16 protein-coding genes are annotated in these 15,465 nt (G+C 63.7%); 2 read left to right on the top strand and 14 right to left on the bottom strand.

The annotated features are described in order from the left end of the window. Nucleotides 1–759: a response regulator transcription factor gene (locus QWE_RS16535; protein ID WP_040300435.1), complete on the bottom strand. Its 759-nt coding sequence runs from the start codon at nt 757–759 to the stop codon at nt 1–3. A 96-nt stretch (nt 760–855) separates the two neighbouring features. Further along, nucleotides 856–2,400 (bottom strand): Do family serine endopeptidase, encoded by a 1,545-nt coding sequence (locus QWE_RS16530; protein WP_040300550.1) that lies wholly within the window; start codon nt 2,398–2,400, stop codon nt 856–858. A gap of 282 nt (nt 2,401–2,682) precedes the next feature. Here QWE_RS16530 and QWE_RS25295 point away from each other — a divergent pair, with 282 nt between their 5' ends. Further along, the gene (locus QWE_RS25295; RefSeq protein ID WP_157790722.1) at nt 2,683–2,853 is read left to right on the top strand and encodes a hypothetical protein; all 171 of its coding nucleotides are present in this window, start codon (nt 2,683–2,685) and stop codon (nt 2,851–2,853) included. After that, the gene (locus QWE_RS16525) at nt 2,850–3,254 is read left to right on the top strand and encodes a type II toxin-antitoxin system death-on-curing family toxin (protein ID WP_006727304.1); all 405 of its coding nucleotides are present in this window, start codon (nt 2,850–2,852) and stop codon (nt 3,252–3,254) included. Before QWE_RS25295 ends, QWE_RS16525 begins: the two co-directional genes overlap by 4 nt. A gap of 40 nt (nt 3,255–3,294) precedes the next feature. Here QWE_RS16525 and QWE_RS16520 read toward each other — a convergent pair whose 3' ends face one another. The 12 genes from QWE_RS16520 to QWE_RS16465 form a co-directional block, all read right to left on the bottom strand. Further along, nucleotides 3,295–3,729, bottom strand: coding sequence for a cytochrome c-type biogenesis protein (locus QWE_RS16520; protein ID WP_006727303.1), 435 nt, complete (start codon nt 3,727–3,729; stop codon nt 3,295–3,297). A gap of 161 nt (nt 3,730–3,890) precedes the next feature. Beyond that, nucleotides 3,891–5,879 carry a heme lyase CcmF/NrfE family subunit gene (locus tag QWE_RS16515; RefSeq protein WP_006727302.1) on the bottom strand — a complete coding sequence of 663 codons (1,989 nt, stop codon included), beginning with the start codon at nt 5,877–5,879 and terminating at the stop codon, nt 3,891–3,893. Further along, a complete protein-coding gene (gene ccmE, locus QWE_RS16510; protein ID WP_006727301.1) occupies nt 5,876–6,328 on the bottom strand; it encodes a cytochrome c maturation protein CcmE in 453 nt (150 codons plus the stop codon). The genes QWE_RS16515 and ccmE overlap by 4 nt, the downstream gene beginning before the upstream one ends. Next, nucleotides 6,325–7,545 carry a c-type cytochrome biogenesis protein CcmI gene (ccmI, locus tag QWE_RS16505; RefSeq protein WP_006727300.1) on the bottom strand — a complete coding sequence of 407 codons (1,221 nt, stop codon included), beginning with the start codon at nt 7,543–7,545 and terminating at the stop codon, nt 6,325–6,327. The genes ccmE and ccmI overlap by 4 nt, the downstream gene beginning before the upstream one ends. A 136-nt stretch (nt 7,546–7,681) precedes the next feature. Beyond that, complete coding sequence (locus QWE_RS16500) at nt 7,682–7,993, bottom strand: addiction module antidote protein (protein WP_006727299.1); 312 nt, start codon at nt 7,991–7,993, stop codon at nt 7,682–7,684. Beyond that, nucleotides 7,990–8,184 carry a type II toxin-antitoxin system RelE/ParE family toxin gene (locus QWE_RS25290; protein ID WP_006727298.1) on the bottom strand — a complete coding sequence of 65 codons (195 nt, stop codon included), beginning with the start codon at nt 8,182–8,184 and terminating at the stop codon, nt 7,990–7,992. Before QWE_RS25290 ends, QWE_RS16500 begins: the two co-directional genes overlap by 4 nt. A 237-nt stretch (nt 8,185–8,421) precedes the next feature. After that, nucleotides 8,422–8,829, bottom strand: coding sequence for a hypothetical protein (locus QWE_RS16490; protein ID WP_006727296.1), 408 nt, complete (start codon nt 8,827–8,829; stop codon nt 8,422–8,424). A gap of 123 nt (nt 8,830–8,952) precedes the next feature. Further along, nucleotides 8,953–10,347: an ATP-binding protein gene (locus QWE_RS16485; protein WP_006727295.1), complete on the bottom strand. Its 1,395-nt coding sequence runs from the start codon at nt 10,345–10,347 to the stop codon at nt 8,953–8,955. Further along, nucleotides 10,344–11,009: a response regulator transcription factor gene (locus tag QWE_RS16480; RefSeq protein WP_006727294.1), complete on the bottom strand. Its 666-nt coding sequence runs from the start codon at nt 11,007–11,009 to the stop codon at nt 10,344–10,346. The genes QWE_RS16485 and QWE_RS16480 overlap by 4 nt, the downstream gene beginning before the upstream one ends. Before the next feature lie 45 nt (nt 11,010–11,054). Further along, nucleotides 11,055–11,294 carry a hypothetical protein gene (locus tag QWE_RS16475; protein ID WP_006727293.1) on the bottom strand — a complete coding sequence of 80 codons (240 nt, stop codon included), beginning with the start codon at nt 11,292–11,294 and terminating at the stop codon, nt 11,055–11,057. A 157-nt stretch (nt 11,295–11,451) separates the two neighbouring features. After that, entirely contained in the window at nt 11,452–11,661 is a 210-nt protein-coding gene (locus QWE_RS16470; protein ID WP_006727292.1) for a hypothetical protein, read from the bottom strand. Between the two features lie 23 nt (nt 11,662–11,684). Beyond that, entirely contained in the window at nt 11,685–15,464 is a 3,780-nt protein-coding gene (locus QWE_RS16465; RefSeq protein WP_006727291.1) for a baseplate multidomain protein megatron, read from the bottom strand. Between the last annotated feature and the right edge of the window lies 1 nt (nt 15,465).

Raw genomic sequence — 15,465 nt, 5'->3', positions numbered from 1 at the left:
TCAGCCTTCGTCCTTGATCATGTAACCCGCGCCGCGCACGGTTTTCAGAAGCGGCCGGTCGAAATCCTTCTCGATCTTCGAGCGCAACCGCGAGACATGCACGTCGATGACATTGGTCTGCGGGTCGAAGTGATAGTCCCAGACGTTTTCGAGCAGCATGGTGCGAGTCACCACCTGGCCGGCATTCTTCATCAGATATTCGAGCAGGCGGAATTCGCGCGGTTGCAGCAGGATCTCCTTGCCGGCGCGCTTCACCTCGTGGGAGAGACGGTCGAGCTCGAGATCGCCGACCCGATAGACCATGTCCTGCTCCGGCTTGCCCTTGCGGCGGCCAAGCACCTCGATACGCGCCAGCAGTTCGGAGAAGGCATAGGGCTTCGGCAGATAGTCGTCGCCGCCGGCGCGCAGACCGGTGACGCGGTCATCGACCTGGCCGAGTGCGGAAAGAATGAGGACGGGCGTATCGATGCCGCGCTTGCGCAGCTCGCTGATGACCGAGAGGCCATCCCGGCGCGGCAGCATGCGGTCAACGACCATCACGTCATAGGCGTTTTCGGTGCCCATGAAGAGCCCGCTTTCGCCGTCGCTCGCATGATCGGCGACGATGCCGGCCTCGCGAAAGGCCTTGGTCATATAGGCTGCAGCTTCCAGGTCGTCTTCGATGACAAGTATCTTCATGTGCGCGACATTAGCCTCGGCATCCGCCACCGTATAGACGGTTTCGCCGGACTTCGGCTGTCCGTGTTCCGCGATCCCCATGCTTTGTCCTTTCCTGACACGCGGCGGTCGCAACCACCGGAAACGACAAAGGGCGCCGCCGGTCCTCGACCGCCGGCGCCCTTCGTCACATCACAATCAGCCCTGGTTGATCGGAAGCGCCACGAAGCGGCTGCCGCTATCCGATTCGACCTGGAAGAGCGCCCGGGTACGGCCGTCCTTCTTCGCCTGCTCCAGAACCTTCTGGACGTCGGCTGCCGACGAAACCTCCTGGTTGTTGACCGAGGTGATCGTCTCGCCGGCCTTCAGGCCCTTGTCGGCGGCATCGCTCGACGGATCCACGTCGAGGATGGCAAGACCCTTGCCGCCGTCGGCAGGGCGAACCGAGAGGCCGAGGCCAGACAGCTCCTGCTCGGCTTCCGGCGCAGGTGCGGCGTCATTTTCCGTGCCGGCGCTCGCAGCCTGGTCGGCCGGCAGTTCGCCGAGCTTGACCTTGACTTCGGTCGCCTTGCCATCGCGCCACAGCGTCACGTCAACCGTGGTATCCGGAGCGAAGGCGGCAATGCGGCGGGCCAGATCACGGGGATCCTTGACCGGGTCGCCATTGACGGCCGTCACGACGTCGCCCTGCTTGATGCCGGCTGCTTCGCCCGGGGAACCCGCCTGGGGTGCCACGACGAGCGCGCCGGAGTCTTCGGCCAGACCGAGGCTGTCAGCGATATCCTGCGTCACCGGCTGGATCTGCACGCCGAGCCAGCCGCGCGACACCGTACCGGTCTCCTTCAGCTTGGCGATGACATCGGTCGCGACCGAGGCCGGAATGGCAAAGGCGATACCGACATTGCCACCCGAGGGCGAGAAGATCGCGGTGTTGATACCGACGACTTCGCCGTTCAGGTTGAAGCCGGGACCACCCGAGTTGCCGCGGTTCACCGCTGCGTCGATCTGCAGGTAATCGTCATAAGGGCCGGAGCCAATGTTGCGGCCACGGGCGGAGATGATGCCGGCGGTAACCGTGCCACCGAGACCGAAGGGATTGCCGACGGCGACGACCCAGTCACCGACGCGGACCTTCTCGTCGTCTGCGAACTTCACATAGGTGAACTTGGTGTTAGGGGAGTCGACCTTCAGCAGCGCGAGGTCGGTGCGGCTGTCCTTGCCGACGAGCTTGGCGTCATATTCCTTGCCGTCGTTCATCACGATGGTGAAGGCCGCGCCGTCGTCGATGACATGGTTGTTGGTAACGATATAGCCGTCTTCGGAGATGAAGAAGCCGGAGCCCTGGGAGGTCGGACGCAGGCGTTGCGGACCACGCTCGGCGCGCGGACCACGGTCACGCGGGCCTTCCATGCCCGGACCGCCGAATTCGCGGAAGAAGCGCTTCAGCGGGTGATCGTCCGGCAGGTCTTCGAAGCTGCGGCCACCGAAATTGAAGGAGAAGTTGCTTTCGTCGGATGATGCCGGCTGAACATTCGACTGGACGCGAACGGATACGACGGCGGGCAGAACGGCCTCGACAACGTCACCGAAGCTCGGGACCTGCGGCGCATTCACTTCGACCGGGGCGGCGAGCGCCGGAACCGCGGTGAAGGGGGCAGCCGTCACCAGCATCATGGCGGCAAGGCTCGCGGCGGTGGAGGTCTTCAGGATCGTCTTGAGGGAGCGACCTTTGTTCTCGGACATGGGATCTACCTTCATCTGTTCTTCTGACTGGAGCCGCCGGACAACCCGGCGGTGGGAAGCGGTGGATGGAGAGAGATATAGGAGCCGTCACGTTACGGCGAACTGTACGGCAGATGAATTCTTGGTAATCTTTGGTGCGGTACAGGCCGGGCGCAGCAAAAATGCGACAAAGCGGTCTTCCTTAGCCTTCAAGACCCCGGCAAACCTTCATTATTTGAATGACTTACGAACGAATGTGGAAAAGCGCCCGGATCAAGGTTATGCTACTGACGAGGTGAACTCATGGACAAGACCAGCGTCGACAAAAAGGCTACCGAACCTGTCACGCCCGCGCCGACAAAACGTCAGACGCGCCAGCCTTCGCATGGGCAGAATGTGAGGCCAGATGCCGACGATGTGGCTCGGGTCGAGCACGAGCGACACAAGCATCTCATGGATCTACTCGCCAAGTGAGCGCTGAACCCGGATGGATCGAACTGTCCGAGGTCATTGCTCTCAATCGAGCCGCAGTCGCCATCACTGGTGAGAAGCATCTTCTGACCAATGCAGTGACGCTCGAAAGCGCGGTCATGAGTCCGCGAAACCTCTTCCTCTACGAAAACGAGGATGACATCGGGGTACTCGGTTGCCGACTCATCGTGGCGCTCAGTCGTGCTCATGCCTTCATCCAGGGCAACAAGCGAACAGCCTGGCTATCCGGCATCATGTTTCTGAACATCAATGGATATGACGTCATCCTGCCGTCGGCGGAGGCGAACACGTTTATCGCGGAGCAGATCACAAAAGTCATTCAGCGAGATGTGACTGAATCCGAATTCTTCAGCAGCCTGGATATCTTCATCGTGCCTCTGTAGTTCGGAAGCCGTTGCACTCCGCACCAATGAGACCGTGCGATCACTCCCGCTCAAGCAACTTGCCCAGCCGCGCTTCCTCTTCCGCCGAAAGCTTCGCCACCGGCTGCACGGACCGCCTGCGCGTATAGACCACAGCCACGATCAGACCAATGATCGCGAGTGCCGCCGGCGCCCCCCAGAGCCCGATCGTGCGGATGCTGAGCCTCGGCTTCAGAAGCACGAACTCCCCGTATCGCGAGACGACATAGTCGAGCACCTGCTCGTCCGTATCCCCGCCGACCAGCCGCTCACGCACCACGACACGCAGGTCGCGGGCGAGTTCGGCGTTGCTGTCGTCGATCGACTGGTTCTGACAGACCATGCAGCGCAGTTCCGCCGACAGCGCCCGAGCCCGCTGCTCCAGTGCAGGATCGGCAAGCACTTCGTCGGGATTGACGGCAAAGGCGTGGATGGGAGTGAGGAGAAGGACCAACATCAGGAATGCGGCCCCAAGTCCCCCTCTGGCCTGCCGGCCATCTCCCCCACAAGGGGGGAGAATAGGTGCGGAATCCGCTCGCTTCGTCGTGAGAGACAGCGCGCGGCGCAAAAGCCCCTCCCCCTTGTGGGGAGGGGTTGGGGAGGGGTTCTTCAACGCCATCACTCCGCAGCCTCCAGCGTCGGCTTCGCCGCAACCTTGGCCCGCTTCGGCGCGCCGACGCGCAGTCTGCGATCGGAGAGCGAGACAATACCGCCCGCCATCATCACGATCGTGCCGTACCAGATGCAGAGGATCCACGGCTTCCACCAGATGCGCACGACGATCCCGCCATCCGCCATCGGGTCACCTAGCGACACATAGAGCTGGCTGAAGCCGAAGGTGACGATGCCGGCTTCCGTCGTCGGCATCTGCCGCGCCGTATAGAGCCGCTTCGACGACCAGACATCGGCCACTTCGACGCCACCCTCGCGGATGGTGAAATGGCCTTGGTCTTCGGTGTAGTTCGGGCCCGTCGCCGCCCGAATGCCATCGAAGGTCACGACATAGCCTCCGGCTTCCGCCGTCATGCCAGGCTTCATCTCGACCACGGTCTCCGTCTCGAACGTGGTCACGGCCACCACGCCGAGCACGGTCACACCCATGCCGAAATGCGCCAGCGCCGTGCCGAAGGCCGAGCGCGGCAGCCCCTTCAAGCGACTCCAGGCGGTCGACAGCGGATGTTTGCCAAAGCCAGCACGATACCAGAGATCGGCAATCGCGCCGCCCATGACGAAGAAGGCGAGCGCCAGACCTGCCACCGCCATGACAGGTCCGCCGTTCTGGGCGTACCAGAGGCCAAGCCCGAGAACGAGCGAAAGGGCCGCTGCCACGTAAAGCCGCTGCAAGGCGGCAAGAAGATCGCCGCGCTTCCAGGCGAGGAACGGCCCAAAAGGCACCGCGAGCAGAAGCGGGATCATCAGCAGACCGAAGGTGATGTTGAAGAAGGGCGGACCGACCGAGATCTTCTCGCCTGTCAACGTCTCAAGCAGCAGCGGATAGAGTGTGCCGATCAGCACCGACGCGGTCGATACCGTCAGGATCAGGTTGTTGAGAACCAGCGCACCTTCGCGCGAGATCGGCTGGAATAGGCCGCCGGCCTTCAGCATCGGTGCCCGCAGCGCAAAGAGCGTGAAGGCGCCACCAATGAAAATGACGAGAATGCCAAGGATGAAGACCCCGCGTGTCGGGTCGGTGGCGAATGCATGCACCGAGGTCAGCACGCCCGAACGCACAAGGAAGGTGCCGAGCAGCGACAGCGAAAAGGCGATGATGGCGAGCAGCACCGTCCAGATCTTCAGCGCATCACGCTTCTCCATGACGAGCGCCGAATGCAGAAGGGCTGTGCCTGCAAGCCAGGGCATGAAGGAGGCGTTTTCGACGGGATCCCAAAACCACCAGCCGCCCCAGCCTAGTTCGTAATAGGCCCAGTAGGAGCCCATCGAGATGCCGGCGGTCAGGAAGACCCAGGCCGCCAGTGTCCACGGCCTGACCCAGCGCGCCCAGGCAGCATCGATGCGGCCATCCATCAAGGCGGCAATCGCGAAGGAGAAGCAGACCGAGAAGCCGACATAACCGAGATAGAGCAGCGGCGGATGGATCGCGAGGCCGATGTCCTGCAGGACCGGGTTGAGGTCCTGACCCTCCGCCGGGATCGGCGACAGACGGATGAAGGGGTTCGACGTCAGGAGAATGAAGAGCGTGAAGGCCGTCGTGATCCAGGCCTGAACGGCCAGCACATTGGCCTTTAGCCGGTCCGGCAGGTTGGTCCCGAAGAAGGCGACCATGGCGCTGAAGAAGGCGAGGATCAGCACCCAGAGCAGCATCGAACCTTCATGGTTCCCCCAGACGCCGGAGACCTTGTAGATCATCGGTTTCAGGGAGTGGGAGTTCTCATAGACGTTCTGCACCGAGAAGTCGGAAACGACGTAACCATAGGTGAGGACGGCAAAGGAGAAGCCGATCAGCAGGAACATCGCATAGGTGCCTGTTGTCGCCACCGCCATCATCGCCGCATCGCCGCGTCGTGCGCCGATCACCGGCAGGATCGATACGACCAGACAGGTGGCGAGCGCCAGGACGAGAGCATAATGGCCGAGCTCGATGATCATTGGATCTTTTCCTTGCCGCTCAGTTCAACCCCTTGCGCCTCCAGGCGATCCGCAACGTCCTTCGGCATGTAGGTCTCGTCATGCTTGGCGAGAACCGTATCGGCGACGAAGACCTTGTCCATGCCTTCGAAACGACCCTCGGCGACCACGCCCTGCCCCTCACGGAAGAGATCGGGCAGGATGCCGGTATAGGTCACGGGCAGCTGGCTCAGTGTGTCTGTCACAGTAAAGGTGATCGTCGAGCCTTCACCACGTACCACGGAGCCCGCTTCCACCAGCCCGCCCAGGCGGATACGAGTGCCCGGCTGCACGTCGGATTGGGCGAGATCAGCCGGAACGTAGAAGTAAGCGATCGACTGGCCAAAGGCGAACATCACCAAGAGCACGGCGGTCAGAATGAAACCCATGCCACCGCCGATCACGGCCAGACGTTTCTGTTTGCGGGTCATTGGCTCACCTCCTCAACATCAAGGCCGAGTTCCCGCGCCATGGCGAGCAGTTGCTGGCCCTCAGTGCCTGCGGCCGGGAAGGTCTTCAGCCCTTCCTGCAGCGCGGCTTGCGCCCGTTCCTTGTCCTTCAGCATCGCATAGGAGCGGACAAGCCGCATCCAGCCTTCAAAATTGTTCGGATCTTCCTTCAGCCGCGCATCGAGGCTCGCCACCATGCCGCGGATCATGTCGCCGCGATCGGCCTCCGACATGGTTCCGGCATTGGCAACGTCCTCGGCCGTCGGGTTGCCCGGGGCTGCGGGGCTCTGAGCCTGCGCCTCGCCTTCCGGCGCCGTCTGCGCCGGCGGATCGGCAAGCGGCACGCCGGCGCTGTTGGCCGCAATATGCTGGTTGACCAATGGCATCCAGGGGGCCGTGGGCGGCGAGGCCTTGGCGATGTTCTGGAACGCGGTCAGCGCCTCTGCGCGACGGCCGGACTGCTCGAGCGCGAGCGCCAGGTAGAAGTCGGCACGCGGATTGTTGGGTTCAAGCTTCAGCGCCGCCTGGAAGGCCATCTGGGCGTCATCGGTGACGATCCCGTCATTGCGCAGCACCAGCGTTTCGCCCAGCCCGTTCATCCGGTCGGCAGCGGGACCAAGAATGCGGATTGCGTTGCGATAGGCGAGTTCGGCATCCGGCAGGCGACCGATGCGGAAATAGACGGGCGCCAGAACGTTCCAGCCATTGCCGTCGGCAGGATTGCTCGCCAGATGCTGCTCGACCTTGGCGACGAGCAGATCGACATCGTCGCCGGGATTTTCCATGCGTGCGGCAAGCGGCGCATCGGGTGTGCCTGGGCTTCCTATTTCCAGATAGCCGGCAAGCCCGATGACGGGAAGACAGAGAAGGATGAAGGCTTGCGACCAGGTGTAGCGACGGCGGGCGGACGGGTTTCCCGCACCACCGGACGGCTCGCTCCCCTCGCCCGCTTCGCCCACCTTTTCGCGGGCGGCGATCGCGAGCAGCCGACGGCCGATTTCGGCGCGCGCATAATCGGCATCTTCCGCCGAGATCAGGCCTTGCGCCTTGTCCCGTTCCAGCTCGCGCAACTGGTCGCGATAGACCGCCGCCTCGCCTTCGTCATAACGCGTCGCCCGGGCCGAGGCCCGCAGCAAGGGGGACAACAGGACGACGGCAACAAAGACCGTCAGCAGCGCGGAGATGATCCAGAACAACATGAAACTCAATTACGGCAAGGACAGGTGCTTTCCAACAGCCAAACCTCCCCTGACGCAAAGTTGAGGCGTTTGGCCGCAAGAATTCTCTAAGCCTGCATAACCCGCCCAGCCTTGACCCAAGTCAAGTGGAAAGACCTCAAGACTGGTGCTGTGTGGGCGTGATCGTGAACTGCAGCCCCATCGTGGCCAGTATCTTGGCCAAGGTTTCAAACTGTGGCTTGCCGTTCTTCGACAGGGATTTGTAAAGGCTGCCCCTGTTCAGCTGCGCCTGTTCCGCCACACCTGCCAGCCCGCCAGCCTGCGCCTTGGCAACGTGACGCAGGGCCTCCTGGAAGAGCTCCATGTCACCACTTTCAAGGAACTCCGCAAGATAAATGGCTGCATTCTCCGGGTCCCTCAGCAGCTCTTCATAGCGGTCGAAATCGAACGGTCTGCTTGGCTTGTTCACGGCTTCATCCTCTTGCGATAGTCCTCCAGATAGACCTTGGCCCTTTCGAGCGTCCGCCTCTGATCTTTCTTCGTCGCGCCTGCCAACAACAGCACCACCGTATTTCCGACGACCGTGTAGAACACGCGGCAACCGGCTCCGGCATGGATCCGCATTTCAAAAATGCCGTGCGCGCCACCAACGGTTTCCAATCGCCGAAATTACCCAATGATGCGCGGCGGATGCGGGCCAAGATTTGGGTTCTGATTTCAGAACTGGCAATCGCATCGAGCCATGCCTGGAAAGGCGCCTCGCCATCCTCTGTCAGATACACCTCGATCTCAAAGCGCGTCATTTGCGCAGTGTACGCCAGAGCATACACTTTAGGAAGACGATTCGGATGACTGCGCTAGAAGGCAAGCTGCAAGGGCTGCGGGTCCGCCTGCGCCTCAGCTCAGCGGCGTCCAGGTGCCGTTCGAGTTGCGGCAGGCCGCGCCGCGGGCCTGCAGTTCGCGGCCGCTGCGATATACCTTGTGGGTGAACTGCCTGCAGTTCTGCTGGCCGACCTGATAGGGGGCAGCTGCGACGACTTCGCCGCGCACCTCACCGCCTGCCCAGGTCACGGGCTGGCCACCGGGGGCCGCCTCGAGCGCGCGGTATTCCGCTTCGAGTGCGCGCTGCGTTTCGCTGCGCGAGAGCTCGACGCCCGTCCGGGACACGATGCCACCCTGAAGGGCTGCGATATAAACCGCGGAATTGGCGGTCGCGCTGCGTCCGCCACTCGATGTGGTGCAGCCCGCAAGCGCGAGCGACACGAGGCCAGTGGCTGCAAGTATCCCGAAGTGCTTCACACCCATCAGACCGTTCCAAGTCCCGTCGATTTCTGTCGTCGAGGCCGACGGGTTCGCGCAAAGCGGATGACGGCCTTCGACCGGCTCAAGGCCGTCTTATACACCTATGTAATTTCACAGGAAAATCAATCACGCAGTGTCCTTGGTCACAGCTGGTAGGATCAACTGTGCGCGAAGCCCGCCGATGCCGGCGCGCGAGAGGCCGAAAGAGCCCTGATATTCCCCTGAAATCTCCTTGACGATCGATAGTCCGAGCCCCGTGCCGGGCTTGCTCTCGTCGAGCCTTCGGCCGCGTTTCAGGGCCTCGCCGATCTGGTCGGGGGCGAGCCCCGGCCCGTCATCCTCGACCACCACCTCGATCCAGCCGCGTCGGCCATCGGTCGGCTCATCATCGCGGGCCGTCATCACGGCCTTGGTGACGACCTTGGTGCGGGCAAAGCGGGAGGCGTTTTCGAGCAGATTGCCGACAACCTCCTCGACATCCTGCTGCTCCATCGCGAAGGTCAGGTCCGGTGCGACATCGAGTTCGAAGAGGATATCGGCGTTCAGCTTGCGCATCACCCGCGCAAGCCGCTCCATGACCGGCTGCGCCTCGGTGCGGGCCAGCACACTGTCGCGCTGGGCGGCAATCCGCGCCCTGTTCAGATAGGAGCTTACCTGCGCCTGCATCGCCTCGGCCTGGGTCGCGATGACTTCGGCCTGGTTCTTCTCCAGGGTGCGTGCCTCGTTCAAAAGCACGGCGATCGGCGTTTTCAGGGAATGGGCGAGATTGCCGACCTGCATGCGGGCCCGCTCGACAATGCGGCGGTTGCTGTCGATCAGCGCGTTGATCTCGTTGGCAAGCGGCTGAACCTCGCTCGGGAAATCGCCTTCGATGCGCTCGGCCTCACCACGCCGAATGCGCTCCAGCGCCCGGCGCGCGCGGTCGAGCGGCTTCAGGCCATAGAGGATGGCAAGACCGTTGACGATCAGCCCGCCAATGCCGACCACGGCGAGCGCGGCGTAGAGACGGCTCGTGAAAAAGGCGATCTCGTCCTCGACCACCTGCAAATTGCCCGACACCCGGAAGCGTGCCGCCCGTCCCTGGTCGTCGAGCACCACTTCGGTTTCGGCAACGCGGATGTGGTTGGCGACATCATCGGTCATTTCGTAATAGCGTTCGTAGTTCTGGTCGAAAGGCGTCGCTTCCACGTCGGGGACGGCAAGGTTCGCGACCCCGAGCGAGGCGGAGGCGAGCGGTGCCGTGGCATAGTTGCCGAGCGGCTCGACCAGCCAGTACCAGCCCGTCGCGGGCTGGGAGAACCTGAGGTCACCCAGCGCCGGTGAACCGGTCAGGCTGTCGCTGTCGCCGATCGAAACGGAGTTGACGACGTTATAGAGCTGGGCCCGCAGGAGATTGTTGAAGCCGCGTTCGACGCCCTGGCGATACAGGGCTGAAATCGCTACCGCAATCGTCACCAAGGCCAGCGCCGACCAGAGCGTGGCAAGGATGAGGACGCGCGCAGTGAGCGAGCGGATCCTCATTTCGCCGGGGCTTGGATGCGGTAGCCGAGGCCGCGCACGGTTTCGATCATGTCGACACCGAGCTTCTTGCGCAGACGACCGACAAAGACCTCGATCGTGTTGGAATCGCGGTCGAAATCCTGGTCATACAGATGCTCGACCAGTTCGGTCCGGGACACGACTTCGCCCATGTGATGCATCAGATAGGAAAGAAGACGGTATTCGTGCGAGGTGAGCTTCAGCGTCACGCCTTCGACGGTCGCCTTCGAGCTCTTGGTATCGAGCCGGACCGGTCCACAGACGATCTCTGAGGATGCATGGCCTGCGGCACGGCGGATCAGGGCGCGAATGCGGGCGAGCACTTCCTCGACATGAAAAGGCTTGGTGACATAGTCGTCGGCGCCGGCATCGATGCCGGCAACCTTGTCGGACCAGCGGTCGCGCGCCGTCAGGATCAGCACAGGCATGACACGGCTTGCCGCACGCCATTTCTCCAGCACCGTGATGCCGTCCATCTCGGGAAGGCCGATGTCGAGGATAACGGCGTCATAGGGTTCGGTTTCGCCGAGGAAATGACCTTCCTCGCCATCGAAAGCCTTGTCGACGACATAGCCCGCTTCCTGCAGCGCCTCGACGAGCTGGCGGTTCAGATTGACATCGTCTTCGACGACGAGAATGCGCATGCGTTCACCCCTCGGTGCGGAAAGCTCTTCAATCCCGGAGGCAGGTCACTCGGCGACCCGCATCGTGACCTTGCGCGGCCGTTCGTTGCCATTGCCCGGTACGAGCACGACGATCACGCATTCACCGCCCGATTCGTGCACGGAAAGCAACTGCCCGCCGACCTCGGCGACCACGCGCTCCGCAGCCTGCCTGCAATCCGCCGCCACGGCATCGCCTCCCGTCGCCGGCAAAGCCGCCACGGTCACGGCCAATGCCAGGCCCGCGTATTTCATGAAAGATGCCATTGCTGCTTCTTCGTTGGATGACGTCCACTTTGGCAAATTATGTACCGCAAGGCGTCTGAATGGCAAATGAATGCGTGGGCTCCGAGTGTGGATCGCGGTTGATGGTCAATCACGACGGCTGCAAAAGCAACCCAATGGGAAGGTCGCACGCCCGTCCTCACCCACCCACACCCTTCGTCGCCGTCAGCCGACCATAAAGCGCAAGCAATCCTCCGACCGTGCCGGCAAGCGTCGTCAATGCCTCGGCAATTTCGGCCTGCTCGGCGCCGCCGAGTTCCAGTCCGGCCCGGCCGAGAAGCGGGGCGGCAATGGCGATCAGGGCGCCCCAGACGGTCTTCGACTGGTACCAGGGTTTCATCTCCAGCATGTCATCCTCCTGTTGAATGGTTTTCAATCGATGGGAACCACCGCCTGGAGCGGCATGCCAGCGGCCAGCCGTCCGAGTTGGCGGATCCGAAGGCCAAGCGCCGTCTGCGGCACGCCGAAATCTGTCAGTTCATCGGCACCGGCATAGGTCCAGGCGGGCTCGGTCACCTCGACCACCCGAAGCACGGTGCCGCCATCAAGGATCTCCAACCGGTAGCGCTCCTCCGCCTCGTCGAGCGGCACCTCGCCCTCTGTCCAGGCCTCGGCTTCGATGCGGCTGCGCCTAATCCAGGTGATCGCGAGATCGCCTGTCGCTTGCCGCCGCACCTTCGCATGCACGGGCGATAGCGGCGTCTCCGCCCGCAATCCGCCGGCAAAGACATGCGGGCCGGAAAGCTCGCTCACGAGCCCCATCGGCTCGAGGATCCAGTTCTGCGCCGCCCCGCGTTCGGCATTTGCGAGCCCCAGCGACCGGACCGCTTCGTCGAGAGCCACGATCTCGGCCCCGGCTGCGGCACCGGCTGCCATCGCATCCTCGGTGCCGCCCAGCCCGCGCAAGAGGCCTGTCAGCCGGAAGTGTCCGACCGCGATCTCCTCGGCCTCGACAAAGCCGATGACCTCCCAGCCACCGGTGCCGGTCCGGACCGCGATCCGGTTCGCGCCGGAGAGAACAGCCATGCGGTTGGCCGAGGCAAAGGCTCCTGCAAGCACCTCGACCACCAGGGCATTCGCCCCATCGAAGCGCCCGACAGGTCCCGGGAGAAGCGGCTCCACAAGCCGTCCCAGCGTCGCCGGCCGATCCAGCGTCAGCCGCAGCCGATAGCCCTCCGCTTCCGGAGAGCTCGACACCGCAAGCCGCCGCCAAGGACGGCCATATGCCGCAACGCTCGCGTCACCGGCATGGCTTGCACCCTCCAGCCTCGGCAGATCGAGAAACTGCACGACCGGCGCAAAGCCGGCCGCACCTCCACCGTCGACCACCCGTCCAGGTTCGACCACCGGCACGGGTGCGGAGACCTTGCCCGCGAAGGCCCTGAGGGTCAGGCGACGCTCGAAGCCCTCGTCGATGCCCTGCACCAGGAACCGCCCCTCTGGCCCTTCGGGAAAGCGCAGCACGTCACCCGGCTCGACCACGATCTCCTGCGGCCCGAGCGCCAGCTGAACCGTGCGCCGCGCCAGCCGGTTGTCGCGCAGCCAGCCTTCGGCGGCAGCAAGTGCGGTCTCTTCCGGCATCGCCGCCGGCAGGTCGCGGGCCAGTTGCCGATCGGTCGCCGCCTCCACCTTGCGCGAGCGCACGCTCGCCTCGACATAATCCGACGCCGGATCATAAAAGGTCACCAGTGCCTCGGAAGCAAAATCGCTGTCATGGCCGCGCGTCTCGCTCCACAGCGGACGATCGGCGATGTCGGCAAGGACCGTGATCTCACGTGCAGCCAGGCTCGCCGTCGGCCGGGTGCGGAATTTCAAACGTCCGGCGTCCTCGATCACGTCGATCTGGAACAGTTCGAGCAAGGGCTCGATCAGATCACGCGCCGAGGTCAGATCACCCTTCACATAGCCGCCGAGGTCACCCGCCACTTCCGACACGTCGAAATCGGCAAAGCCGTGATCCCTGAGGATCGCCGCGATCGTGTCGGCCAGTGTCGCCGTGCCCAGGCGGCCGTTCAACCAATGCCCCGTGCGCCAGTTCGATCCGTCTGCCCAGAGCGCCATGTTCTGCGGGAAGGCCGGATAGGGCCGCGCGTCCCAGGTCCAGGCATAGACATGCGACGGATCGACCATATCAGGCGGCAGGAGACTGCCGGTCCAGTGATCAAGATGCGCCTCCAGAAAGCGGCGCTGCTGGCTGTCGCTGCGCGCACCCGCAGAGAAGTAAGGCCTTCCGCTCTCGGCCGATTTGGCATCGACGAAAATGTTTGGCTGGTTCGCCCCCTTGTCGACCGCGCCGCAACCGACCTCGGTCATCCAGAAGGGCTTCATGCGGGGTACCCAAGCCGTCGGGCTCGCCTGCTCGACGCCACCGATCCGGTTGAAATGCGGGTTCTCCCACCAGGATTTCAGGTCCTTGAACCTGAAGACCCAAGGCTTGCCATAGGCGCCATCGGTGATCGGCGTCCGCACCCGCGCGCGACGATCCGCTTCGCTCGCATAAAACCAGTCGAAGCCCTCGCCCGATGTCAGCGTCCGCGCAAATCCCTCGGCATCGTCCGCTCCGGTGAAACCATCGGGGCTTTCCGCCTCCAGATCCTCGTCCCGCCAGTCGGCGAGCGGCATATAGTTGTCGATGCCGACAGCCATGATGTGAGGACTCGCCCAGAGCGGATCGAGGTGAAAGAAAACGTCGCCCGAGCCATCCGGCGGCTGATGGCCGAAATACTCGGTCCAGTCGGCACCATAGGAAATCGCCGTCCCGCCGCCGAGCAGACCCCGTACTTCACCGGCGAGCGCCACCAGTGCCTCAACGAAAGGAAAGGCGTTGGCCTCATCGCGCAGGACGGTCAGCCCGCGCAGTTCCGAGCCCAGCAGAAAGGCGCCGACACCACCGGCAGCGGCGGCAAGCGCCGCATAATGCAATACGAGGCGTCGATAGCCGTCGCTGCGGTAGACGAAGCTGGAGACCTGCGCCCGCGCCGAGGCCGTCTTGTCGCTTCCGGGAGGATAGGCCGTGATCCGCCCGCGCCAGGGATAGGCCGCCTGCTCGGCGCCGCCATAGGGGTCGGGCAGCCCGTTGCCGGCGGGAATGTCCATCAGCACGAAAGGATAGAGCGTCACCTTCAGCCCGCGCGCCTTGATGTCCCTGATGGCCTCGATCACGCTCTCGTCGCTCGGCGAGCCGCCATAGGCCGGACCACCGCTGTGGCGCGACACCACATAGGCATCGCCCCGCGCCAGCCCCGCGACACTCCAGGGCCGGCTCTCCTCGTTGCGGTAGCCGACCTCCACCCCCGGCAGCACCCGGCAATCACCGGCGCGCAAATCCGTGCCGAACCAGGCCACCACCAGCGCCACGCTTTCGAGATCAGGGCAAAGCGCCTGCAATTCGTCCAGCGAGGCCTGCCAGTCGGTGGCCGCAACAAGCGTGTTGCGGTTCAGCCAGCGTTTCGCGCCCTCGCTCGGCGCATCCGAGATCCTCACCGTCGCATAACCGTGTTCCGTCGCGCCGGGGATCATCGTCACCGCCCGGATCTTCTCCTCCAGCGCCCCGACCGGTCGGATCACCTCGAACTGGATCAGCGGAATGCGGTTGCCGAAATCATCGAGCGGCAACCGCTCGAAGACGACATAGGCAAGCCCACGATAGGCTGGCGCATTGTCCGCGCCTTGCTTGGCCGCAATCAGCGGATCGGCCGGCTGGCTCTCGGTGCCGCGATAGACTCGCATCTCGATTTCGGTGGTGTCGAGTTCTCGCCCGTCCGCCCAGACCCGCCGCACGCCCGCGATCGGCCCTTCGCAGAGCCCGAGTGCCAGATTGGCAAAGTAGCGATAGGTCGTGGTGCGCGTGCCGCCGGAGGATTTGCCCCCGGTGCGCTCGGTCACCGTCTCTTCCTCGAAACGCGTCGCCCAGATCAGCGTGCCGCCCAGCCGCGCGGTGCCATAGAGCCTCGGAATGACAGTGCCTTCGCTGGCGCCGGAAATGCGCGCAGAAGACAGCCGTGCACCGTTCACTTCGCGGGTGCCCGAGAGCAGGCTCCGATCGATCATGCTGCCGGCGAGTGCACCCGCGGCCTGGCCGATCGCCGCCCCGACCGGCCCGAAGACGGAGCCGAGGGCAGCGCCCGCCGCCTGCAGAAGAATGGTCGCCATC

The sequence above is a fragment of the Agrobacterium albertimagni AOL15 genome (genome assembly GCF_000300855.1).
Taxonomy (GTDB): Bacteria; Pseudomonadota; Alphaproteobacteria; order Rhizobiales; family Rhizobiaceae; genus Allorhizobium; species Allorhizobium albertimagni.
Note: the sequence above shows the minus strand (reverse complement) of the source record. Positions and strands in the feature narration are given on the sequence as shown.

Coding starts and splice junctions, on each gene's coding strand:
- QWE_RS25295 (WP_157790722.1), top strand. CDS start 2,683: ATGGACAAGACCAGCGTCGACAAAAAGGCTACCGAACCTGTCACGCCC.
- QWE_RS16515 (WP_006727302.1), bottom strand. CDS start 5,879: ATGATCATCGAGCTCGGCCATTATGCTCTCGTCCTGGCGCTCGCCACC.
- QWE_RS16520 (WP_006727303.1), bottom strand. CDS start 3,729: ATGTTGGTCCTTCTCCTCACTCCCATCCACGCCTTTGCCGTCAATCCC.
- ccmI (WP_006727300.1), bottom strand. CDS start 7,545: ATGTTGTTCTGGATCATCTCCGCGCTGCTGACGGTCTTTGTTGCCGTC.
- QWE_RS16470 (WP_006727292.1), bottom strand. CDS start 11,661: ATGCTGGAGATGAAACCCTGGTACCAGTCGAAGACCGTCTGGGGCGCC.
- QWE_RS16475 (WP_006727293.1), bottom strand. CDS start 11,294: ATGGCATCTTTCATGAAATACGCGGGCCTGGCATTGGCCGTGACCGTG.
- QWE_RS16530 (WP_040300550.1), bottom strand. CDS start 2,400: ATGTCCGAGAACAAAGGTCGCTCCCTCAAGACGATCCTGAAGACCTCC.
- QWE_RS16490 (WP_006727296.1), bottom strand. CDS start 8,829: ATGGGTGTGAAGCACTTCGGGATACTTGCAGCCACTGGCCTCGTGTCG.
- QWE_RS16465 (WP_006727291.1), bottom strand. CDS start 15,464: ATGGCGACCATTCTTCTGCAGGCGGCGGGCGCTGCCCTCGGCTCCGTC.
- QWE_RS16485 (WP_006727295.1), bottom strand. CDS start 10,347: ATGAGGATCCGCTCGCTCACTGCGCGCGTCCTCATCCTTGCCACGCTC.
- QWE_RS16535 (WP_040300435.1), bottom strand. CDS start 759: ATGGGGATCGCGGAACACGGACAGCCGAAGTCCGGCGAAACCGTCTAT.
- QWE_RS16480 (WP_006727294.1), bottom strand. CDS start 11,009: ATGCGCATTCTCGTCGTCGAAGACGATGTCAATCTGAACCGCCAGCTC.
- ccmE (WP_006727301.1), bottom strand. CDS start 6,328: ATGACCCGCAAACAGAAACGTCTGGCCGTGATCGGCGGTGGCATGGGT.